This window comes from Pseudomonas sp. MM211, from assembly GCF_020386635.1.
Classification (GTDB): Bacteria; Pseudomonadota; Gammaproteobacteria; order Pseudomonadales; family Pseudomonadaceae; genus Aquipseudomonas.
The window spans coordinates 1,368,135-1,388,477 of the sequence record NZ_CP081942.1; the positions used below are offsets into that span (position 1 = coordinate 1,368,135).

General features: G+C 62.1%; 20 protein-coding genes. 9 read left to right on the forward strand and 11 right to left on the reverse strand.

Annotated features, from left to right (window positions below; genetic code table 11):
• Positions 1-3 precede the first annotated feature (3 nt).
• The 5 genes from K5Q02_RS06095 (at position 4) to K5Q02_RS06115 (ending at position 5,871) form a co-directional block, all read left to right on the forward strand.
• The gene (locus K5Q02_RS06095) at positions 4-1,377 is read left to right on the forward strand and encodes an aspartate aminotransferase family protein (protein WP_225837374.1); all 1,374 of its coding nucleotides are present in this window, start codon (positions 4-6) and stop codon (positions 1,375-1,377) included.
• Positions 1,378-1,513: 136 nt separating this feature from the next.
• Complete coding sequence (locus K5Q02_RS06100) at positions 1,514-2,500, forward strand: ABC transporter substrate-binding protein (protein ID WP_225837376.1); 987 nt, start codon at positions 1,514-1,516, stop codon at positions 2,498-2,500.
• 113 nt (positions 2,501-2,613) lie between these two features.
• Positions 2,614-3,417, forward strand: a complete 804-nt coding sequence (locus tag K5Q02_RS06105) for an ABC transporter permease (RefSeq protein WP_225837378.1) — start codon at positions 2,614-2,616, stop codon at positions 3,415-3,417.
• A 17-nt stretch (positions 3,418-3,434) separates the two neighbouring features.
• Positions 3,435-4,238 (forward strand): ABC transporter ATP-binding protein, encoded by an 804-nt coding sequence (locus tag K5Q02_RS06110; protein WP_442963990.1) that lies wholly within the window; start codon positions 3,435-3,437, stop codon positions 4,236-4,238.
• Between the two features lies 1 nt (position 4,239).
• On the forward strand, positions 4,240-5,871 hold the full coding sequence (locus K5Q02_RS06115; RefSeq protein ID WP_225837382.1) for a GMC family oxidoreductase: 1,632 nt from the start codon (positions 4,240-4,242) through the stop codon (positions 5,869-5,871).
• Here K5Q02_RS06115 and K5Q02_RS06120 read toward each other — a convergent pair.
• The 6 genes from K5Q02_RS06120 to K5Q02_RS06145 form a co-directional block, all read right to left on the reverse strand.
• Entirely contained in the window at positions 5,868-6,623 is a 756-nt protein-coding gene (locus tag K5Q02_RS06120; protein WP_225837384.1) for an outer membrane beta-barrel protein, read from the reverse strand. The genes K5Q02_RS06115 and K5Q02_RS06120 overlap by 4 nt on opposite strands.
• A gap of 234 nt (positions 6,624-6,857) precedes the next feature.
• Positions 6,858-8,198, reverse strand: a complete 1,341-nt coding sequence (locus K5Q02_RS06125) for a hemolysin family protein (RefSeq protein WP_225837386.1) — start codon at positions 8,196-8,198, stop codon at positions 6,858-6,860.
• A gap of 63 nt (positions 8,199-8,261) precedes the next feature.
• Complete coding sequence (phoR, locus tag K5Q02_RS06130) at positions 8,262-9,578, reverse strand: phosphate regulon sensor histidine kinase PhoR (RefSeq protein ID WP_442963970.1); 1,317 nt, start codon at positions 9,576-9,578, stop codon at positions 8,262-8,264.
• A gap of 52 nt (positions 9,579-9,630) precedes the next feature.
• On the reverse strand, positions 9,631-10,320 hold the full coding sequence (gene phoB / locus K5Q02_RS06135) for a phosphate regulon transcriptional regulator PhoB (protein WP_225837389.1): 690 nt from the start codon (positions 10,318-10,320) through the stop codon (positions 9,631-9,633).
• A 112-nt stretch (positions 10,321-10,432) separates the two neighbouring features.
• Complete coding sequence (gene ubiA / locus K5Q02_RS06140) at positions 10,433-11,323, reverse strand: 4-hydroxybenzoate octaprenyltransferase (RefSeq protein ID WP_225839600.1); 891 nt, start codon at positions 11,321-11,323, stop codon at positions 10,433-10,435.
• A 72-nt stretch (positions 11,324-11,395) separates the two neighbouring features.
• Entirely contained in the window at positions 11,396-11,944 is a 549-nt protein-coding gene (locus tag K5Q02_RS06145) for a chorismate--pyruvate lyase family protein (RefSeq protein ID WP_225837391.1), read from the reverse strand.
• A gap of 154 nt (positions 11,945-12,098) precedes the next feature.
• Between K5Q02_RS06145 and K5Q02_RS06150 the strand changes: the two genes are divergently transcribed.
• From K5Q02_RS06150 to K5Q02_RS06165, 4 genes are all read left to right on the forward strand, one after another.
• Complete coding sequence (locus tag K5Q02_RS06150; protein ID WP_225837393.1) at positions 12,099-12,266, forward strand: rubredoxin; 168 nt, start codon at positions 12,099-12,101, stop codon at positions 12,264-12,266.
• 35 nt (positions 12,267-12,301) lie between these two features.
• Positions 12,302-13,447, forward strand: a complete 1,146-nt coding sequence (locus tag K5Q02_RS06155) for an FAD-dependent oxidoreductase (protein ID WP_225837395.1) — start codon at positions 12,302-12,304, stop codon at positions 13,445-13,447.
• Positions 13,448-13,617: 170 nt separating this feature from the next.
• Positions 13,618-13,890 (forward strand): HU family DNA-binding protein, encoded by a 273-nt coding sequence (locus K5Q02_RS06160; RefSeq protein ID WP_225837397.1) that lies wholly within the window; start codon positions 13,618-13,620, stop codon positions 13,888-13,890.
• 190 nt (positions 13,891-14,080) lie between these two features.
• Entirely contained in the window at positions 14,081-14,470 is a 390-nt protein-coding gene (locus K5Q02_RS06165; RefSeq protein ID WP_225837398.1) for a helicase, read from the forward strand.
• Positions 14,471-14,524: 54 nt separating this feature from the next.
• Here K5Q02_RS06165 and K5Q02_RS06170 read toward each other — a convergent pair whose 3' ends face one another.
• From K5Q02_RS06170 to exbD, 5 genes are all read right to left on the reverse strand, one after another.
• Entirely contained in the window at positions 14,525-15,931 is a 1,407-nt protein-coding gene (locus K5Q02_RS06170; protein ID WP_225837400.1) for an aminoacyl-tRNA deacylase and HDOD domain-containing protein, read from the reverse strand.
• A 95-nt stretch (positions 15,932-16,026) separates the two neighbouring features.
• Positions 16,027-18,102 carry an ATP-dependent DNA helicase RecG gene (gene recG / locus K5Q02_RS06175; protein WP_225837401.1) on the reverse strand — a complete coding sequence of 692 codons (2,076 nt, stop codon included), beginning with the start codon at positions 18,100-18,102 and terminating at the stop codon, positions 16,027-16,029.
• A gap of 8 nt (positions 18,103-18,110) precedes the next feature.
• On the reverse strand, positions 18,111-19,034 hold the full coding sequence (locus tag K5Q02_RS06180) for a hydrogen peroxide-inducible genes activator (RefSeq protein WP_225837413.1): 924 nt from the start codon (positions 19,032-19,034) through the stop codon (positions 18,111-18,113).
• Between the two features lie 137 nt (positions 19,035-19,171).
• On the reverse strand, positions 19,172-19,918 hold the full coding sequence (locus tag K5Q02_RS06185; RefSeq protein ID WP_225837415.1) for an energy transducer TonB: 747 nt from the start codon (positions 19,916-19,918) through the stop codon (positions 19,172-19,174).
• Entirely contained in the window at positions 19,915-20,343 is a 429-nt protein-coding gene (gene exbD, locus K5Q02_RS06190; RefSeq protein WP_225837417.1) for a TonB system transport protein ExbD, read from the reverse strand. The genes K5Q02_RS06185 and exbD overlap by 4 nt, the downstream gene beginning before the upstream one ends.

Here is a 20,343-nt window from a genome sequence, read left to right on the forward strand (position 1 = left end):
GCCATGACTGCCCCGAAACACAGCACGCAGCAATACCAGGCGCTGGATGCGGCCCACCACATCCATGCCTTCCTCGACCAGAAAGCGCTGAACGAGAAGGGTGCGCTGGTGATCGCCAAGGGGCAGGGCCTGAACCTGTGGGATACCGATGGCAAACGCTATCTGGATGGCATGTCCGGGCTATGGTGCACTGCGCTCGGTTATGGGCGTGCCGACCTGAATGCCGCTGCCAGTCGGCAGCTCGAAGAACTGCCGTACTACAACCTGTTCTTTCACACCACGCACCCGCGGGTCGTGGAACTCTCCGAGCTGCTCTTCAGCCTGCTGCCAGAGCACTACAGCCACGCCATCTATACCAACTCCGGTTCCGAGGCCAATGAGGTATTGATTCGCAGTGTGCGCCGTTACTGGCAGATTCTCGGCAAGCCGCAGAAGAAGGTGATGATCGGCCGCTGGAACGGTTACCACGGTTCGACCCTGGGCAGCACCGCGCTTGGCGGCATGGGCTTCATGCACGAGATGGGCGGCATGCTGCCGGACTTCGCCCATATCGGTGAGCCGCACTATTTCGTCGAAGGTGGCGAGTTGAGCGAGGAGGCGTTTGGCCTCAAGGCCGCCCGCGAGCTCGAGGCGAAGATCCTCGAACTGGGTGCGGAAAACGTCGCCGCCTTCGTGGCCGAGCCCTTCCAGGGTGCCGGCGGCATGATCTTCCCGCCGGCCAGTTACTGGGCCGAGGTACAGCGCATCTGCCGTCAGTACGACGTATTGCTGTGTGCCGATGAAGTGATCGGTGGCTTTGGCCGCACGGGCGAGTGGTTCTCCCATCAGCATTTCGGTTTCGAGCCGGACACGCTGACCATCGCCAAGGGCCTGACCAGTGGCTACATCCCCATGGGTGGTCTGGTGTTCAGTGCGCGGATGGCTGAGGTACTGGTGCAGCAGGGTGGCCTGTTCGCTCACGGCCTGACCTATGCCGGGCACCCGGTGGCGGCGGCAGTGGCCATCGCCAACCTCACCGCGCTGCGTGACGAGAAGATCGTTGAAACGGTGAAAACCGACACCGGCCCCTACCTGCACAAACTGCTGCGAGAGACATTTGGCGGGCATTCGCTGATCGGCGATATCCAGGGTGTCGGCCTGGTTGCCGCGTTGCAGTTTGCCGAAGACAAAGGCACGCGCAAACGTTTCGCCAACGAGAACGATATCGCCTGGCACTGCCGCACCGTTGGTTTCGATGAGGGCCTGATCATTCGCTCGACCCTCGGCCGGATGATCATGGCGCCAGCGCTGGTCGCCACTCATGCCGAGCTGGATGAGCTGGTGGAGAAGACCCGCCGCGCGGTGGATCGAACCGGGCGTGAACTGAATCTGCTGTAAACCCAAGTGTTCCGTAGAGAGCGCTGAAGACTACTGTGCCGGCCCCACGAGGCCGGCCTGCGATACGCCCTTGGCCCTTGGCCTGTCCCTGCCCCATGAAAACCAAAAACAAGCCAACAGGCTGTGGGAGTGCTTCATGAACAAGTCCTTGCGCCACCGTATCGTCCGCTCTTTTGCATGCACCGCCGTAGCCGCTGGCATGGCCGCCAGCGCCCAGGCCGGAACCCTGACCCTCGGGCACACCACCTGGGTCGGTTACGGCACGCTTTATCTGGCCCGTGACCTCGGTTACTTCAAGGAGCAGGGGCTGGATGTCGAGTTCACCGTGATCGAGGAGTCGGCCATGTACATGGCGGCTCAGGCCTCGGGCAAGTTGTCGGGCTCGGCGTCGACCATCGATGAAATCCTCAAGTATCGTTCGAAGAACTTCTGCTTCAAGGCGGTTGCCGCGCTGGACGAAAGTCACGGTGGCGACGGTGTACTGGTGGGTAACGAAGTGACCAGCCTGGAGCAGCTGAAAGGCAAGGCGGTGGCGGTCAACGAAGGTTCGGTATCGCAGTTCTGGCTGTCCTACCTGCTCAAGCAGAAGGGCATGAGCATGAGCGATCTGGAAATCCAGAACATGACGGCTGACGATGCCGCCACCGCATTCATCGCCGGCCGCATACCGGCGGCTGTGACCTGGGAGCCGCACCTGTCGCTGGTCAAGGCGAAAGGGCAGGGCAAGGTGCTGATCGACAGCAGCGAGACGCCCGGGGTGATCGTCGACGTGGTGGCGTTGTCCTGCGACGTGATCGAGAAGCAGCCAGACGATGTGAAGGCGCTGGTCGCTGGCCTGTACAAGGCGGTCGAGTACACCAAGACCCACCCGCAGGAGGCTTACGAAATCATGGCCAAGGGCGTCGGCGGCTACCTGTCCGATCCGAAGGATCTGGCCGAGGCAGCCAAGGGCGTGAAGTTCTATGACCAGGCCATGAGCGAGAAACTGCTCGGTACCCCGGGCAAACCGGGCGACATCGCCGGCGTTATCAGCCTGGCCAACGAAACCTGGACCAGCCTGCAGGGCAAGCCTTACGCAGTGAGCTACGAGGACTTGGTGGATACCTCGTTCGTTACCCCGTAAGCGTTCCGCCCGCTGGCTGTTCACGCCACTGTCGCGATGCCTCCCGGTATTCGCGCGCGGTGTGAGGTGTGGCAGCCACGGGCTTCTCAAATACCTGCAACACGAGGTGGTTCATGGCCACGCAAAAAACCTGGGCGCAGCGCTGTCTGACGCCGAAAGTAGAGCTGCCACGCAAGCTGGTGCTCGGCACTGGCGCCCTGTGCTGGCTACTGGTGCTCGGCCTGTGGGCCGTTCTGTCCTACGGCGGCTTGGTGCCGTCGATGTTTCTGCCAAACCCTGGTCAGGTCGTCGAAGCCGGCGTGCGCCTGGCCGGTGACGGCACCCTGAGCAAGCATGTGCTGGCCAGCCTGGAAGTGGTGCTGATCGGCTTTGCCGTGTCGTCTCTGGTCTCGGTGCCATTGGGCCTGTTGATGGGCAGCTTTCGCATCGTCCAGGCGTTCCTCGAGCCCCTGGTCAACTTCATCCGCTACCTGCCGGTGACCTCTTTCGTGCCGCTGTTCATCCTGTGGATCGGCATCGGTCTGGAGCAGCGCGTGGCGGTCATCATCTTTGGTGTGTTCTTCCAGCAGTTGGTGATGATTGCCGACGTGTCCAAGGGCGTGCCGCGAGATCTGATCAACGCCAGCTACACCCTCGGTGCTAGTCGCCGCGACGTCGTGCTGCACGTACTTGGCCCGGCCTCACTGCCGGGCATACTCGATACCCTGCGAGTCACCATGGGCTGGGCCTGGACCTACCTGGTGGTGGCCGAGCTGGTCGCGGCCTCGAGTGGCCTCGGCTACATCAGCCTCAAGGCCATGCGCGGCTTCCAGGTGGACGTGATTTTCCTGGCCATCGCCATCATCGGCCTGCTCGGGCTGCTCACCGATCAACTGTTCCGCTTGCTTCGACTGAGGATTACCGCATGGGCGCAGTAGCCAAGAAACCCTACGTGATGCCCGCGCTCAGCGAGTACGCCGAGGTCACCGCACGCCTGCGTGTGGACAACGTCAGCCTGCGCTATCAGTCGCCCAACGGCGATACCTTCACCGCCCTGGATCGGGTTTCCTTCGAGGTACCGGATCAACAGTTCGCGGTGATCGTCTATCCGTCCGGCTGTGGCAAGTCGAGCCTGCTCTACCTCACCGCTGGCCTCAACGAGCCCAGCGATGGCGACATCTACGTCGGTGGCAAGAAGGTCGAGGGCCCCGGCGCCGACCGCGGCATGGTGTTCCAGGGCTATACGTTGTTCCCCTGGTTGACGGTACGCCAGAACATCGAATTCGGCCTCAAACGCCGTGGGCTCGCCAGTGGCGAGATCAATACCATCGTCGATTACTATCTGGGTGAGGTGGGGCTGGCCAAGTTCGCCGGGCATTACCCCAAGCAATTGTCCGGCGGCATGATGCAGCGCGTGGCGATTGCCCGCGCCTTGGCCAACGACCCGCAGATCCTGCTGATGGACGAGCCCTTCGGTGCGCTCGACAGCCAGACGCGTCTGCAGATGCAGCAATTGCTGCTGCAGGTGTGGGGCAACAGCAAGAAGACCGTGGTGTTCGTCACCCACGATATCGACGAAGCCATCCTGCTCGCCGACCGCATCTACGTGATGGGCGCGCGCCCTGGGCGGATCAAGGAAATTCTCGACGTGCCCATCGACCGGCCGCGCAATCTGGACGTGGTCATGGAGCCGGAGTTCATCCGCATGAAGCGGCATATCCTCGGCCTGCTGCACGATGACATGGAGGCGGTGCACTGAAATGGATGACAGCTTCGACTACCTGATCATTGGTGCCGGTTCCGCCGGCTGTGTATTGGCCAACCGCCTCAGCGCCGACCCTAGCGTGCGCGTGTGCCTGATCGAAGCGGGCGGCAGCGACGCCAGCCCGCGCGTACAGGTACCGGCCGGCACCATCACCCTGTACAAGAGCCGCGTGTTCAGCTGGAACTACTTTTCCACACCGCAGCAGCATCTGGCCGGGCGCAGCCTGCACACGCCGCGCGGCAAGGTGCTCGGCGGCTCCAGCTCGATGAACAGCATGATCTACATCCGCGGCGATGCCAGCGATTACCAGCGTTGGCATGCGGCGGGCTGCCCCGGCTGGAGCTGGCAGGACGTGCTGCCGTATTTCAAGCGCTCGGAAGGTAACCGTCTCGGTCAGTCGTTGCTGTATCACGGCACTCAAGGCGAGTTGCTGGTGGACAAGCCGCGCGATCCCAACCCGCTGTCCAGGGTTTATATCCGCGCAGCGGAGCAGTTGGGCCTGCGTCAAAACGACGATTTCAATGGCGGTACCCTGGAGGGCGTGGGTATCTACAACGTGACCCAGAAGAACGCCAAGCGCCTGTCCAGCTATCGGGCCTTCGTCCATCCGGTGCGTGAACGCAGTAACCTCACTGTGCTCACGGGCTGCCAGGTGGAGCGGCTGATCCTTGAGGACGACCGCGTCACCGGCGTAGAGCTTCAGCAGGGCGAACAGTGGCGTACCTTGCGCTGCCGTCGTGAGACCATTCTGTGTGCCGGCTCCCTTGGTTCAGCGCATCTGCTGCTGAAGTCTGGCATCGGCCCCAAGGCCGAGCTGGAGGCCGCCGGTGTGGCTTGCCGGGTTAATCTGGCCGGTGTTGGCAAGAACCTCCAGGATCATGTTGATGGCCTGGTTACCGTGCGCTCGAAGAGCCCGCTATCGCTGGGCTTCTCCCTCGGTTCGCTGCCCAAGGTGCTGGTGTCGCCGTTCAAGTACCTGGCGCAGAAGATGGGCTGGCTGACCACCAACTACGTCGAGGCCGGCGGCTTTGCCCGTACGCCCCTGGCCGAAGCGTTGCCCGATGTGCAGATGCATTTCGTGCCCGGTTATCGCAGCCACCGTGGCCGGCTGTTCGAGTGGGGCCATGGCTACGCCATCCATACCTGCGTGCTGCGCCCGAAGAGCATCGGTGAGGTGCGTCTGGGGGCGGGACGCAGCCTGCTTGTCGACTTCAACTTCTTCAGCGACGAAGCGGACGCGCGCGTATTGATCGAGGGTGTGAAACTGGCGCGCAGGATTCTTGCCCAGCCAGCCTTCGATAGTTCGCGTGGCGTCGAGATGTTGCCAGGATCAGAGGTGCAGACGGATGAGCAGTTGCTGGCGCATTTGCGCGAGTGCGCGGCCACCGTGTTTCACCCGGTTGGTACCTGCAAGATGGGCACTGACGAGATGGCGGTGGTGACACCCACACTGAAGGTACGCGGTATGGAGAACTTGCGGGTTGCCGATGCTTCGATCATGCCGACGCTGATCAGCGGTAACACCAACGCGGTGTGCATCATGATCGGCGAGCGTGCGGCGGATTTCATCCTGAGCAGCGAGGTACCCAGTCTGACGACCAGGCACTCGCTTGTGCAGGAAGCTTAGAACGCCAGGCCGACTTTCAGGCCAATTTGCTCTTGCTTGAGCTTGCTGCGCTGAGCCAGCTCGGAGTTGCTGTCCAGCTCATAACGGGTTTGGGTGTAGTACAGGCTGGTGCTGATCGGCAGGTTGTTGATGCCTTTGTTCCACAGCACGCTCAGTTCGCCGTACGGGTTGACCTTGTCTTTCAGGTCAACGGATTCGCTTTCACCGTCGACCTTCAGGCGCGACTCTGCCTCGATCGAGTAGCGCGCACCCACTTCCAGGCGCACGGTGTAGTCGTTGGTCAGGTAGTTGTAGCCCAGGCCCGCTTTGGCGAATGGCGATTTGCTGGTCAGCTTGACGTTGGAGTCGAACGGGCCGACGTCGTCCTGCTCGATACGGCCCCAATCGTAACCGCCACCCACGATCACATCGACATACTGGTTGCTGCTCAGCGCTGCGCGCAGACCCAGGTCGATATCCGCACGCGCCGATTTGTATTCGACATCATCCTTGTCGCGGTACTGAGCTTCGATACCCGCCTGATAGATGAGGCCTTCCTGACCGGTCAGCTTGTTGCCGAAGGTATAGAACAGGCCGCCCTGGTTGAGGCGTTCCTTGTCGCTGTCATCGTTCACGGTCAGTTTGTACTGGTTGTGCGAGCCGATGACACCGATGGTGGAGATCGGGTCGGTGATGGAGTCGGCGTAAGCGTGAGAAGCGCCGGCCAGGCAGAGGGCGAGTGCGGTTTTCGAAGTGATTCCATTGAGTTGCATGGCTGAATCCTTGGCAGTCTGTTCATGTGATGGCGTACACCCTTTGCATAGGTGCACGCCGATGGACTGCCCACTTGCGAAGCTTATTCGAGTATCCCGACAAGCGGTCGTAAGTGATTGTTTCGAAAGGGTGATTCGTTCAGGGTTGTTGCAATATATGACCGATCGATCAGTTTAATAAAGACACCCTGCGCCATCAGCTATAGGCCGCCAAATCAGCGGGATGGCATGCCCTCAATCCAGCTTGATGACCTTGGCTAGAAGGATCTTAGGGCCTTTCATTTTCTTGACGATCAGTCGAAGGCCGGCAACTTCGAGTGACTCCTCTTCCTCGGGCACCCGCTTGAGGGTTTCGTAGATCAGGCCCGCGAGGGTTTCTGCTTCGATATGATCGAGGTCGACGCTGAGCAGGCGTTCCAGCTTGAACAGCGGCGTGTCGCCGCGTACCAGCAGTTTGCCGGGCTGGTAGGCGAGGATGCCGCGTTCGGTTTTGCGGTGTTCGTCCTGGATATCGCCTACCAGTGCCTCAAGTACGTCTTCCATGGTCAGGTAACCAATCACTTTGCCGTCGGCTTCTTCGACCAAGGCGAAGTGGGCGCCGCCTTTGCGAAACTGCTCCAGCAATTCCGAGAGCGGCAGGTTTCGATTGACCTTCTCCAGCGGGTGCATCAGCTCGCCGAGACGCAGCGTCGAGGGCAGCATCTCCAGCAGCGACAGGTGCAGCAGCAGATCCTTGATATGCAGTACGCCGACGAACTCGCTAGCCGCTTCGTCATAGATTGGATAGCGGCTGTACTTGTGGCGGCGGAACACGCTGAACACTTCATCCAGCGAGGCATTGAGTTCCAGATAGACCAGGTCTTCACGGGAATTGGCCCAGTCCACCACGTCCAGTTCGCCCAGCTCCACGGCCGAGGCAAGTACGCGCATGTCCTGGTCAGTCGGGTCGCTGGCACGGCTGGAGTGCAGGATCAGCTTGAGCTCATCGCGGCTGTAGTGATGGTCGTGGTGCGCCCCCGGCTCGCCTTGGCCGGCGATCCGCAGAATGGCGTTGGCGCTGGCATTGAGCAGGAAAATAGCCGGGTACATCGCCCAGTAGAACAGGTACAGCGGGACTGCCGTCCACAAGGACAGCAGTTCAGGCTTGCGGATCGCCCAGGACTTGGGCGCCAGCTCGCCGACCACGATGTGCAGGTAGGAAATGATGAAGAACGCGGTGAAGAAGGCGATGCCGTGAATCAGCTTCTGCGACTCGATACCGATGGAAGTCAGCACGGGTTCGAGCAGGTGGGCGAAGGCCGGTTCGCCGACCCAGCCAAGGCCGAGAGACGCCAGGGTGATACCCAGCTGACAGGCCGACAGGTAGGCGTCGAGCTGGTTGTGCACGGTACGCAGGATGTGCCCGCGCCAGCCATTCTCCTGGGCCAGGGCTTCGACCTTGGTGGCCCGCAGCTTGACCATGGCGAACTCGGCAGCAACGAAGAAGCCGTTGAGCAGCACCAGAAACAGGGCGAACAGCACGAGGCCGAAATCGGCGAAATAGGAAGAGAAGGAGACGCTCGTAGAGGGATCCATGGGGAGTTCGTGTGACCAAATATTGCTAAAGGGTGGGGCCTGGGACGGTGCTTTGCAATAGGTCTATAGCAGTACGCGATCGCGTTGCGCTATCTGAGTCGCCTGGAAATGACAGGTGAACAGGCTGCCCTTGCCGACGACGCTGGTGATATCCAGTTGACCGCGGTGGCGCAGCAGCACGTGCTTGACGATGGCCAGGCCCAAACCGGTGCCGCCGGTGTTGCTGGCGCGGCTGGAGTCCACCCGATAGAAACGCTCGGTCAGGCGCGGCAGATGCTTGGCTTCGATGCCGGGCCCGGTGTCCTGTACGGACAGGTGCGCGCCCTGTTCGTCCTGCCACCAGCGAATGCGGATCTCGCCCTCGGCCGGTGTGTATTTCACCGCGTTGAACACCAGATTGGAAAAGGCGCTGCGCAGTTCCGACTCGCTGCCCTTGAGTCTCAGCCCCGCGTCGGCCTCAAGGCTGATGCGGTGCTTGTGCTCGGCGGACAGCGCCAGGGCATCGTTCTTGATCGTTTGTAGCAATTGCTCGACCGGCACGGGCTGGTTGTCGGACGGATAGTCGGTGGCCTCCAGCTTGGCCAGCAGGAGCAAATCGTTGAGCAGGCACTGCATGCGCGAGCCTTGCTGCTGCATCTGTTGCAGGGCACGGCGCCAGCGCGGATTGATCTCGTCGACATTGTCCTGCAGGGTTTCCACGTAGCCGGAAATCACCGTGAGTGGCGTACGCAGCTCGTGGGACACGTTGGCGACGAAATCCTTACGCATCTGCTCCAATTGGTGCAGGCGGGTCACGTCGCGTACCAGCATCAGGTGTTCCTGATTGCCATAGCGCGTGATGTTCAACTGAAGTTGTTTGCGCGGATTGATCGGCGAGGGCAGTTCGAGCGGCTCGAGGTATTTGCCGCGCTCGAAGTATTCCTTGAAGCGTGGGTCGCGCACTAGATTGGTGATGGACTGGCCGCTGTCCTGGGGCGTCTTCAGGCCCAGCAGGGTTTCCGAGGCCTTGTTCCACCATTCCAGATTGCCGTGGCTGTCGAGCATGATCACCGCATCGCGCAGCGCCGCGGTGGACTCCTGAACCCGGTCGATCACCGCTTGCAGGCGCCCGCGGGCGCGCTGGTTGCGACGCTGCAGGTGGTAGATGCTGTCGAACACCTCACCCCACAGGCCGTAGCCGTCGGGTGGTGGTTCGTCAGGCTGGTGATCCTTGAGCCAGGCATGCAGGCGCAGCAGTTGGCTGAGCGTCCATGCCAGGTGGATGGCCAGTCCCAGGGCCAGCGCCCAGGCGTAGTGGCCGGTGATCACGCCCAGCACCAGGCAGGCGGCGACCAGTAGCAGCAAACGGCGGGTTATGGCGCCGCGCCAGTGGCTCGTCACGTTGCGCTCATCCGCCTGCATGTCCCTGTCATGTTGCGCTCCAGGCTGCCGGTCAGCCCTTGGTGGAGAAACGGTAACCGGTGCCGCGCACCGTCTGCACCAGATTTTCGTAGGCTTCGCCGAGCGCTTTGCGCAGGCGGCGGATATGCACGTCGACGGTACGTTCTTCGACGTAGACGTTACCGCCCCATACCTGGTCAAGCAATTGGCCGCGAGTGTACGCGCGTTCCTGGTGCGTCATGAAGAACTGCAGCAGGCGATATTCGGTGGGGCCCATTTCTGCCGGCTTGCCGTCGATGGTCACGCGGTGGCTGATCGGGTCGAGCAGCAGGCCGCCGACTTCGATCGGGCCCTCGTTGTCGGCCGGGCCGGCGCGGCGCAGCACTGCCTTGAGGCGGGCGACCAGCTCGCGGGGCGAGAAGGGCTTGGTGATGTAATCATCGGCACCGACTTCAAGGCCCTGGATCTTGTTGTCCTCTTCGCCTTTGGCGGTGAGCATGATGATCGGGATGTCGCCGGTCAGCTCGTCGCGCTTGAGGCGGCGGGCCAACTCGATGCCGGAGGTGCCGGGCAGCATCCAGTCGAGCAGGATCAGATCGGGTTTGCGATCGACGATGATGGCGTGGGCCTGCTGGGTATTTTCCGCTTCCAGGCACTCGTATCCGGCCATTTCCAGCGCCACCACGATCATTTCGCGGATCGGCGCTTCGTCATCGACGATCAGGATGTTCTTGCCAACCATGGGTCGAGCCTCGGTTCATTCAACTGTCATGCGGCGCATTAGATAACGGAATTATTGCAGCGATATGACAGCTGTGCGTTGGGTCGCCGCTCAGCAGGCTTTTAAGCGGGGTTTAGCGCAACGCGTAATCCAGCACGATGCCGATGAAGATCGCCAGGCCGGCCCAGTGGTTATGCAGGAATGCCTGGAAACAGACCAGCGGCTCGCGCTCGTGGGTCATGTGGAATTCCCAGGCGAAGCAGGCGGCGGCAACCAGCAGGCCAAGGTAGAAATACAGCCCCAGCTCGAAGCGTGCACCGGCCAGCGCCAGGCACAGCAGCGCCAGGCCCTGCAGGCCAAGGATGATCACCCGGTCGGCGTCGCCGAACAGGATCGCCGTGGATTTCACGCCGATCTTCAGGTCGTCCTCACGGTCGGCCATGGCGTAGTAGGTGTCGTAGGCAACGGTCCAGATCACGTTGGCGAGCAGCAGCAGCCAGGCGGCCACCGGCAGGCTGCCGGTCTCGGCGGTGAACGCCATCGGCATGCCCCAGGAGAACGCGGTGCCCAGCACCACCTGCGGGTAATAGGTGTAGCGCTTCATGAACGGGTAGAGCGCGGCCACGCCCAGCGCGCCGAACGACAGCCAGACGGTGGTGGCATTGGTCAGCAGCACCAGGCCGAAGCTGAGGGCGATCAACACGGCGAACAGGATCAGCGCTTCGCGGGCGCTGACCCGTCCGCTGGCCAGCGGGCGGGCCTTGGTGCGGCTGACATGGCCGTCGAAATTGCGATCCGCGTAATCGTTGATCACGCAGCCCGCCGCGCGCATCAGAATCACCCCGACCACGAAGATCACCAGGCTCTTGAGACTCGGCACACCTTCAGCAGCGATCCACAGCGCCCACAGGGTCGGCCACAGCAGCAGGTAGATGCCGATGGGCTTGTCCATGCGCGTCAACTGCACGAAGTCCCACGCGCGAGGGTGCAGGCGATTGAGTGATTGCAGCAGGCGGGTGTACATCATGAGCTTCTCCTGGCGGGGTGCGCGGATTATACGGGCACCGTGACGGTGCGCCATGCTTGCCGACGCAGCTCAGTTAGCCTGGGCTGCGGCGTGCCAGAAAGCGGGCAGGAAGACTTCGGCGACCAGTACGGCCAGGCGCTCACGGCGAAAGCACGAGCGGCGCGCCCACAGCTGTGAATGCTGACTATCCACCGGTAGCCAGTTAGCTGGGTAATGGCACACCTGCAAGGCACCTCGTGCGAAGGCCCGGTCGCTGAACAGCAGCTCGCCAAGGGAGCGGCTACCCAATTGCTGCAGGTCGAGGCCGGAATCGGCCAACGCCTCACGGGCCGCCACGCTGCGAGCGAATACCCAGGGCTGGCCGTTGCCACGCAGATAAACCTCGCGAACCCAGCCAAGGCTGCCGGGCGGCACGTCGAGGGCGGCGCACTCGTCGTCGCGCAGTTCGAGCCAGCCTTCACGCAGCGGGGTGACGCTGAAGCCATCGTCGGAGAGTTCGGTCAACCGGCGGGTCAGCGAGCGCTCGTCGAACAACCAGTCACAAGCGGCTGCTGATGGAACAGGCTGCAGTTGATCGCGGGACAGCCAATCAGGCGTCTGGGAGGCAGGAAAGGACACGGTGCGGATTCGCGATATGACGATGCGCGGAGTCTACCATGGGCATTGAAGCGGATTCTGGCCTGCCCGCGGCATTCGTCGCGTCTGCTTGGCGCTCCCCGGCATTTGCGGTAGCGTGCCCGCGCAATGACCGTGATTACGCCGGAGAGCGTTTATGAAGAAGTGGCAATGTGTGGTCTGCGGACTGATCTACGACGAACGTGATGGCTGGCCCGATGACGGCATCGAGCCCGGCACCCGCTGGGAAGATGTGCCCGAAGACTGGCTATGCCCCGACTGTGGCGTGGGCAAGATGGATTTCGAGATGATCGAAATAAACTAAGCCCTCCCGAGCGACCAACCTAACAGGAACGAGCAATGAGCGATCCCGTGGTAATCGTCGGCACCGGCCTGGCCGGCTACAACCTGGCCCGTGAATTTCGCAAGCTGGACAGCGAAACGCCGCTGCTGCTGATCACCGCCGATGACGGTCGCTCGTACTCCAAGCCGATGCTGTCCACCGGCTTCGCCAAGAGCAAGGATGCCGACGGTCTGTGCATGGCCGAGCCAGGGACGATGGCCGAGCAGTTGGCTGCCGAGGTGTGGACGCACACGCGGGTTACCGGCATCGACCCTGGGCACAAGCGTCTGTGGATCGGCGAAGAGGCGGTACCGTATCGTGACCTGGTGCTTGCCTGGGGTGCCGAGGTACTGAGCGTGCCCATCGAGGGCGACGGCGACGAGTTGTTCACGGTTAACGATCTCGAGAGTTACGCGCGTTTCCGCCAGGCGGCGCAGGGCAAGCGCCGCGTACTGATTCTCGGTGCCGGGCTGATCGGCTGCGAGTTCGCCAACGACCTGTCGCTCGGTGGCTACGAAGTCGATCTGGTTGCGCCCTGCGAACAGTTGATGCCGGCCCTGTTGCCGGTCGAGGCGGCCGCTGCCGTGCAAGCTGGGCTGGAAGCGTTGGGGGTGCGTCTGCATCTGGGGCCGGTGCTCAGCCGGCTGGAGCATGCGGATGACGGGCTAGAGGCGCGTCTGTCCGATGGTCAGGTAATCGCCTGTGATCTGGTTATTTCAGCTATTGGCCTGCGCCCGCGCATCGACCTGGCGGCAGCCGCCGGCCTGGCCATTAACCGCGGCGTCATGGTCGACCGCGAGCTGCGCACCTCGCACGCCAATATCTATGCGCTGGGGGACTGCGCCGAAGTCGATGGCCTCAATCTGCTCTACGTGATGCCGCTCATGGCCTGCGCCCGCGCGCTGGCGAAAACCCTCAGCGGCACGCCAGTGCAAGTGGCGTACGGCGCCATGCCGGTAACTGTGAAGACCCCCGCTTGCCCGTTGATCGTGTCGCCGCCGCCGCGCGCAAGCCAGGGCAACTGGACGGTCGAAGGTAGCGGTGCCGATATCAGGGCGCTTTGTCACGATGCCTCTGGCGCCCTGCTGGGGTATGCGCTGACGGGCGCGGCAGTACAGGAAAAACTGGCGCTCAATCGTCAACTACCGCCCTTGCTGCCCTGAGCGTTCTGTCGCCTGCTCGACAAAATTGCCCGATTTAGCCTGAAACGGGGCTGGCGAAGCCCTCTGGAGCGTGCCATTCTCCCCGAGCCTGCCGCAGCGTAGAGCTGTCGCGGCGCCTTGGCGCTGCTCGGCACGGAACACAACAACAACAAACCGTAAATGAGGCATTTATGCGCAAACCGGAACTCGCCGCTGCTATCGCGGAAAAGGCTGATCTGACCAAGGATCAGGCTAATCGTGTACTCAACGCCGTCCTTGAAGAAATCACCGGTGCACTGAACCGCAAGGACAGTGTGACGTTGGTCGGCTTCGGCACCTTCGTGCAGCGCCACCGTGGCGCTCGTACCGGGAAGAACCCGCAGACTGGGCAGCCCGTCACCATCAAGGCCAGCAACACCGTCGCCTTCAAACCAGGCAAAGCCCTCAAGGACTCGGTCAACTGAGCCACGGGGTCTGTTGACGTTTTAGCGCAACCCGCCGGTAATCAGCGCGACTGTTTTTGGCAGTCGTGTGAGATGTCAGCAGACCCACCTCCCCAGAGCCCCTGCTAGCCGCACTCCATCGGGCTGGCTGTGAGGCCTATCGCAAGGCGCTACAATGCGCGGCCTCCTTTACTCGCCAACAGGCCATGCCATGAAATTTCGTTTTCTTCTGTGGATGTTGGGCCGTCTTATGGCCAAGGCAAGCCGTGATAACCCAGCGTTTCGCCAGCAGCTGGAAGGGCGTGACCTGGTGTTTCAACTGCACACGCTGGACGGCAGGATTGCCCGTCACTTCATCGTCAACGAGCAACGCGTCAGCAGCAAGCGTGGCACGGCCAACGAGCCAGCCTTCGCCATCGGTTTCAAAGATGCGTCCTACGGTTTCGCCACCCTGACGGCGAAAAACAAGCAACTGGCTTTTATGCAGGGTATCCAGAACAAGGACATTCAGATCCAGGGCAATACGGCTTTGGTGATGTGGTTCCAGGGCCTGAACAAGTACCTGCGCCCCAAACGCAAGACCGACAAGAAAGCAGCCTGATTCAGCGATAAGTATCCGTGGCCACTCGCTAAGTGAGTGGCCACGGGTAAGTCGTCAGTTAGGCGAGCCGAACTGCGAAGCCAAATCGCGTAGGGCTACTTCTGCAGCCAGCACCTTGTTCAGCGCTTCTTCGGCTTTGTCCCGCGTGATTCCCAGGTTGTCGAGCAGGCTCTGCGGAACTTCGCGCTCGGGGCCGGTACCAATGCCGCGGTTGCGCAGCAGGCTGACGGCCAGGTACACCAGGTTCGGGTAAGTGGCGTGGTTACCACTGTAGGTCGCGTCGTGCTGGAAGCGCAGCGCCACCGCCAGTTCCTCGGGCATGTCCCAGTAGCGCATCAGCCAGGAGCCGATCTGCTCGCGGCTGATACCGAGCAGGTGCTGCTCGATATAGCTGTGCGGCAGGTGCTGGTTGACCTCCAGGTGGCGGCAGATCAGCGAGAAGTGCGGCGGGAACACGTGAGCCAGCACCAGGTTGCCGAAGTTGTGCAGCAAGCCAGCCAGGTAGGTCAGCCCCGCTTCCGGGCGCTGCGCACGCGGCATGGCGCGAGTCAGTCCTTCGATCACGGCGGCGGTGTAAATCGCCTGCTGCCAGTAGGGCGTAGTCTGCTGCGGCTGATCCTTGGGTAGGCTGAGAGTCTTGCCCAATGCCAGGCCCAGGGCCAGGTTGATCACCAGATCGAAGCCCAGTACGCGGACGATGGCGTCTTCCACCGAGCGGATCTTGCCGGGAGCGGCGTAGTAGGGCGATGCCGCCCAACTCACTACTTGTGCAGCGAGCGCTGGATCGGTTTCGACCACCCCAGTGATGTCGTCCACCGTGGCATTGGGGTCGACCCGCAGTTTGATGATTTTCTGTGCGGTTTCCGGCAGCGGTGGAATTTCAATGGTTTCTTCCAGGCGTTGCTGGATACGCCGCGCGGTAAAGGCCTGCACCGCGTGGCTGATCTCGTTTCGATCGTCGTCTGGGCGATTGAGGTTGGGCCTGACCTTACTCAGAGGCTCGCCGAAACGCGCGGCGCTAGCCTTGGCCAATAAGCTTTTGAAGGTCTCGTTATTCAACTCCAGTAACACACCGGGCTCACCGGACTGGATGAACAGGCTCGGCACATCGAGCAACCGTTCATCGTACAGGCAAGGCGAACTGGTTAGCGCCGGGATGCCAGGCAACAGCTTCAGATCATGCTTGCTGAGCATGCGCTCCAGGCGTTCGGGTTTGACCGCCGTCAGCTTTCGTCCGGTCAGTTCTGCCAGGCGGTTGAGGTCAAGCAACTGACTTTGCGGAAACAGCACCAGCAGAGCCCCCACCGCGTCGTCGAGTAGCGCGGTTTGCACTCGCTGAGCGGCAGCCAGGCTGGGCTGCTCGATGCGCACTTGATAATTCAGCCCGAGCTTATCCAGCAGTTGGCGAATCACCAACGGCGGTTGGGGCGAGGTGTCGGAGGCGATGGCTACTTCAGTCATGACGTGTTCCGTCGTAAAGGGGGACGCAGCTCCCCAAGTATAACCAGCAAGCTGACAATGCGACCTCGTGAGTCGACCATCGTCCTGTGTAACGCTCAAACTTGCCCATATTGTTGACCATGACGCAGCCAGCGCTCCAGCAGCGGGCTGACATGTTGAGGCCAGTGCTCAAGCAGTTCCTGAGCCGCATCGCGAACCGCCGGCAGCAGGTCGGCATCACGCATCAGATCCGCTACCTTGAACTGCAGCAGTCCGGTTTGTCGAGTGCCGAGCATTTCTCCAGGGCCGCGCAGCTCGAGATCCTTTTCCGCGATGATGAAGCCATCAGAGGTTTCGCGCATGATGCCTAGCCGCTCACGACCGATCTGTGAGAGCGGCGGGTGGTAGAGCAGCACGCAATGGCTGGCAGCGCTGCCACGGCCGACCCGGCCTCGTAATTGATGCAGTTGCGCCAGGCCGAGGCGCTCGGGGTTCTCGATGATCATCAGGCTGGCATTGGGTACATCGACCCCCACCTCGATCACCGTGGTGGCTACCAGCAACTGTAGTTGACCCTGTTTGAACTGATCCATCACTGCGGCTTTTTCGGCAGGCTTCATGCGCCCGTGGATCAGCCCGACCTGCTGGCCAACGAGGGCGGCAGACAGATCCTCATAAGTCGTCTCCGCTGCCTGGCAGGTCAGCTCTTCGGATTCCTCGATCAGCGTGCAGACCCAGTAGGCCTGACGCCCTTCGTTGCAGGCCGAACGTACCCGCTCGACCACTTCGAAGCGGCGACTGTCGGCGACCAATACGGTGTTCACTGGAGTACGGCCGGGAGGCAGCTCGTCGAGGATCGAGGTATCCAGATCCGCATAAGCGCTCATCGCCAGCGTGCGTGGAATCGGCGTCGCGGTCATGATCAACTGGTGTGGGCTGAGCCGGCCGCCCACGCCTTTCTGGCGCAGCGCCAGACGCTGTTGCACGCCGAAGCGATGCTGTTCGTCGATGATCGCCAGGGCCAGATTGCGAAAGCGCACCTCTTCCTGAAACAGCGCGTGGGTTCCGACCACCATGGGCGCGCCGGCCGCGATCTGCTCCAGGGCGGCGACGCGCGCCTTGCCCTTCAACTTTCCGGCCAGCCATGCGGTTTCCAGACCTAGTGGCTGCAGCCAGCGGGTGAAGTTCAGGTAATGCTGTTCGGCAAGGATCTCTGTGGGCGCCATCAGCGCGACCTGGTAACCGGCTTCGATTGCCTGCAGCGCGGCGAAGGCCGCGACCACGGTCTTGCCAGCGCCAACATCGCCCTGCACCAGGCGCAGCATCGGCTCGCTTTGGCTCAGGTCATAGGCTATTTCCGCGCCGACCCGCTGCTGCGCGCCGGTGGGCTTGAAGCCAAGGTTATCGAGAAACTGCTTCGGCAGCTTTCGTGCGACAGGCAGCGCAGGCGCGTGCTGAGCGCGCGCGCTTTCTCGCAAGCGCTGCATCGATAGCTGATGGGTGAGCAGCTCTTCGAAGGCCAGCCGATGCTGAGCCCAGTGGCGACCTTCGGCGAGTTCCTCGAGGTCGGCATCCGGTGGTGGCCGGTGCAGGTAGCGAATCGCCTGATCCAGCGCCGCTAGCTGGTAATCGTTGGCCAATTCGCGGGGTAACCAGTCCGGCAGGCTGTGCGGGCCGAGGCGAGCCAGGGCCTGTTCGCTGAGCTGACGCAGGCGCTGTTGGGTAAGCCCTTCGGTGGTCGGGTAGATCGGCGTCAGGGTTTGTTCAACGGCCGGTGGTTCATCGCCGGACAGGGCGCGGTATTCGGGGTGGTAGATTTCCAGGCCAGACGAACCAGGGCGGATTTCACCGTAGCAGCGCACCTGGGTGCCACGCTTGAGGCCTTCTTTCTGCGCATTGCTGAAATGGTAGAAGCGCAGGCTGAGTGTGCCGCTGCCATCATTCAGACGCACCAGCAGGCTGCGGCGCTTGCCCATCACTACATCTGCGCCGGAAACGGTGCCCTCGACCACCGCGTCCTGGCCGGGTCGCAAGGCGCCGATGGGAACGATCCGGGTGCGATCCTGATAGCGCAGGGGCAGATGGAAAAGGATGTCCTGCAGGGTTTCCAGGCCGACCTTGGCGAGTTTCTCCGCCAGGGCCGCGCCGACACCTTTGAGGTCGGTAACGGAAACCGTCGACAGCTCGCTCATCGTTGCCCTCAGACGCTACGCGGCAGGGGTTTGGCGACCGAGCACAGGCGAATGGAGTCAGCCAGCACCTCGATGGCCTTCGGCCGAGGGAAGCTGGCGCGCCAGGCGATGGCTACGGTACGGAACGGCGCCGGCGGGCTGAGCGGGCGTACTTCGATCACGCCCGGGGCATAGTGGTGGCTGTCGACTGCCGAGAACGGCAGGATGGAAACGCCGAGGCCCGAGGCAACCATATGACGGATGGTTTCCAGCGAGCTGGATTCCACCGTGGTGTGCCGGGCTTGTTCCTCGCCCTTGCGCAGGGTCGGGCAGGCTTCCAGAACCTGATCGCGGAAACAATGGCCCTCGCCGAGCAGCAACAGGCTCTTGTCATTGAGCAGTTTGGTGTCGATGGTCTTCATCGCCGTCCACGGGTGATCTGCCGGCAGCAGGGCGTAGAAGGGCTCGTCGTACAGCGGCAGGGTCAGCACGTCGGCTTCCTGGAACGGCAGCGCGACAATGATCGCGTCCAGCTCGCCGGTGCGCAGCTTGTCACGCAGCACGTGGGTGAAGTTTTCTTCAATGTACAACGGCATCTGGGTGGCCACGCGATGCAGCTGCGGGATCAGATGGGGGAACAGATAAGGGCCGACCGTATAGATGGCGCCGATTTTCAACGGTGCTGCCAACTGGTTCTTGCCGGCTTGGGCCAGCTCGCGGATGCCTTGAGCCTGCTCCAGTACCTTTTGTGCCTGGGTGACTATGCCTTCACCGACCGGCGTCAGGCGCACTGCGCTCTTGCTGCGCTCGAAGATCAGCACGCCGAGTTCGTCTTCAAGTTTCTTTACGCCGACCGACAGGGTGGGCTGGCTAACATGGCAGCGCTCGGCGGCTCGGCCAAAGTGTTGTTCCTGAGCGAGCGTCACGATGTAGCGCAGTTCAGTGAGGGTCATAGTCTTAGTCCATTGAGATGGAGCCAAGCATAGCCGCTGTCTTCTATGTAACCAACCACTGAGGTGTGTCTGTGAGGGGGATATTACCGGGGGAAATGCATCCGCCCCGGCTTTTTGGCCTGGGGCGGATAAGTGCATCAGCGACCGCGGCCGCGCTCCAGCGAGTAGATGAAGGGCGCGACGATTTCCACACTGCCATCCTTGAGCATTTCAGGTGGCGGTTTGGGTAGCGGTTGTGCGCGACGGATCATCTGCAGCGTGGCCCTGTCCAGGGATGCGCTACTGGATTTGCCGACCAGCGTGTACGACAACACCATGCCATTGGCGTCGACCACGAAGCGCAAGCGATTGACGCCCTCGAGGCCGCGGCGGCGCGCGTCTTCCGGGTAACGCTTGTACTTGGCCAGGTGGGTCAGCAGCTGACTTTGCCAGGTGACTTCAGCCTTGCTCGGCGAGCTGACCGGTGCCTGTTGTGGCGCTGCCGGTTTGGCTTCAGCCGGTGCAGGAGGCGCGGGTGGGGCGTCTTCTGGCGGCTCGTCCTGAGGCTCTGGCGGCTTCGGCTCGGGCGGCTTGGGCTTCGGCGGCTTGGGTTTTGGCTTCGGCTTGGGTTTCGGCGGCGTTACTGCCAGCGTCGGCTTGGGCGCTTCGACCAGTTTCGGCTGAGGCTCGGGCTCCTCCGGAACGACTTCCGGTGGCGGCGGCGGAGCAGGCTTGGGCGCGGCTGGGGGCAGTGGTTCCAGTTCGACGATCATGGCTGCGGGTGGCAGCTCGATGGGCGTCGCTTGGGGCTGCCAGTACATGGCCCAGAGGAACAGACCGATGTGCAGCCCAACCACGATGACCAGGCTAGCGAACCAGGAGAACGTGCGGCTGGATTTCTTCATTGCGCGCCGACCGTCTCCAGGCCTACCAGGCCGATCTTCAGATAGCCGGTGCCACGCAGGGTGTCCATGACTTCCATCAGGTCGCCATATTCGACGCCCTTGTCGCCGCGTACGAAGATGGTCTTGTCCTTGTCATTCTGCGTCAGCTTGTCCAGCGCCGCGCCGAGCATGGCCGGCTGTACTTCGTCGTTATCGATGAACAGCTTCTTGTCGTCCTTGATGCTCAGGTAGATCGGCTTGTCCGGGCGGGGCGCCGGCTTGGCGCTGGACGCGGGCAGGTCGATCTTCACGTCGACGGTGGCCAGCGGTGCGGCGACCATGAAGATGATCAGCAGCACCAGCATCACGTCGATGAAGGGCGTTACGTTGATCTCGTGGTTTTCCTGGAGATCGTCGCCGCCGTTTTCGTTGAGATGAAGACCCAT

Excerpts from the sequence above, each read along its gene's own strand:
- K5Q02_RS06095 (WP_225837374.1), top strand. The coding sequence starts at position 4 with ATGACTGCCCCGAAACACAGCACGCAGCAATACCAGGCGCTGGATGCG.
- K5Q02_RS06100 (WP_225837376.1), top strand. The coding sequence starts at position 1,514 with ATGAACAAGTCCTTGCGCCACCGTATCGTCCGCTCTTTTGCATGCACC.
- K5Q02_RS06105 (WP_225837378.1), top strand. The coding sequence starts at position 2,614 with ATGGCCACGCAAAAAACCTGGGCGCAGCGCTGTCTGACGCCGAAAGTA.
- K5Q02_RS06110 (WP_442963990.1), top strand. The coding sequence starts at position 3,435 with ATGCCCGCGCTCAGCGAGTACGCCGAGGTCACCGCACGCCTGCGTGTG.
- K5Q02_RS06115 (WP_225837382.1), top strand. The coding sequence starts at position 4,240 with ATGGATGACAGCTTCGACTACCTGATCATTGGTGCCGGTTCCGCCGGC.
- K5Q02_RS06120 (WP_225837384.1), bottom strand. The coding sequence starts at position 6,623 with ATGCAACTCAATGGAATCACTTCGAAAACCGCACTCGCCCTCTGCCTG.
- K5Q02_RS06125 (WP_225837386.1), bottom strand. The coding sequence starts at position 8,198 with ATGGATCCCTCTACGAGCGTCTCCTTCTCTTCCTATTTCGCCGATTTC.
- phoB (WP_225837389.1), bottom strand. The coding sequence starts at position 10,320 with ATGGTTGGCAAGAACATCCTGATCGTCGATGACGAAGCGCCGATCCGC.
- ubiA (WP_225839600.1), bottom strand. The coding sequence starts at position 11,323 with ATGTACACCCGCCTGCTGCAATCACTCAATCGCCTGCACCCTCGCGCG.
- K5Q02_RS06150 (WP_225837393.1), top strand. The coding sequence starts at position 12,099 with ATGAAGAAGTGGCAATGTGTGGTCTGCGGACTGATCTACGACGAACGT.
- K5Q02_RS06155 (WP_225837395.1), top strand. The coding sequence starts at position 12,302 with ATGAGCGATCCCGTGGTAATCGTCGGCACCGGCCTGGCCGGCTACAAC.
- K5Q02_RS06160 (WP_225837397.1), top strand. The coding sequence starts at position 13,618 with ATGCGCAAACCGGAACTCGCCGCTGCTATCGCGGAAAAGGCTGATCTG.
- K5Q02_RS06165 (WP_225837398.1), top strand. The coding sequence starts at position 14,081 with ATGAAATTTCGTTTTCTTCTGTGGATGTTGGGCCGTCTTATGGCCAAG.
- K5Q02_RS06170 (WP_225837400.1), bottom strand. The coding sequence starts at position 15,931 with ATGACTGAAGTAGCCATCGCCTCCGACACCTCGCCCCAACCGCCGTTG.
- recG (WP_225837401.1), bottom strand. The coding sequence starts at position 18,102 with ATGAGCGAGCTGTCGACGGTTTCCGTTACCGACCTCAAAGGTGTCGGC.
- K5Q02_RS06180 (WP_225837413.1), bottom strand. The coding sequence starts at position 19,034 with ATGACCCTCACTGAACTGCGCTACATCGTGACGCTCGCTCAGGAACAA.
- K5Q02_RS06185 (WP_225837415.1), bottom strand. The coding sequence starts at position 19,918 with ATGAAGAAATCCAGCCGCACGTTCTCCTGGTTCGCTAGCCTGGTCATC.
- exbD (WP_225837417.1), bottom strand. The coding sequence starts at position 20,343 with ATGGGTCTTCATCTCAACGAAAACGGCGGCGACGATCTCCAGGAAAAC.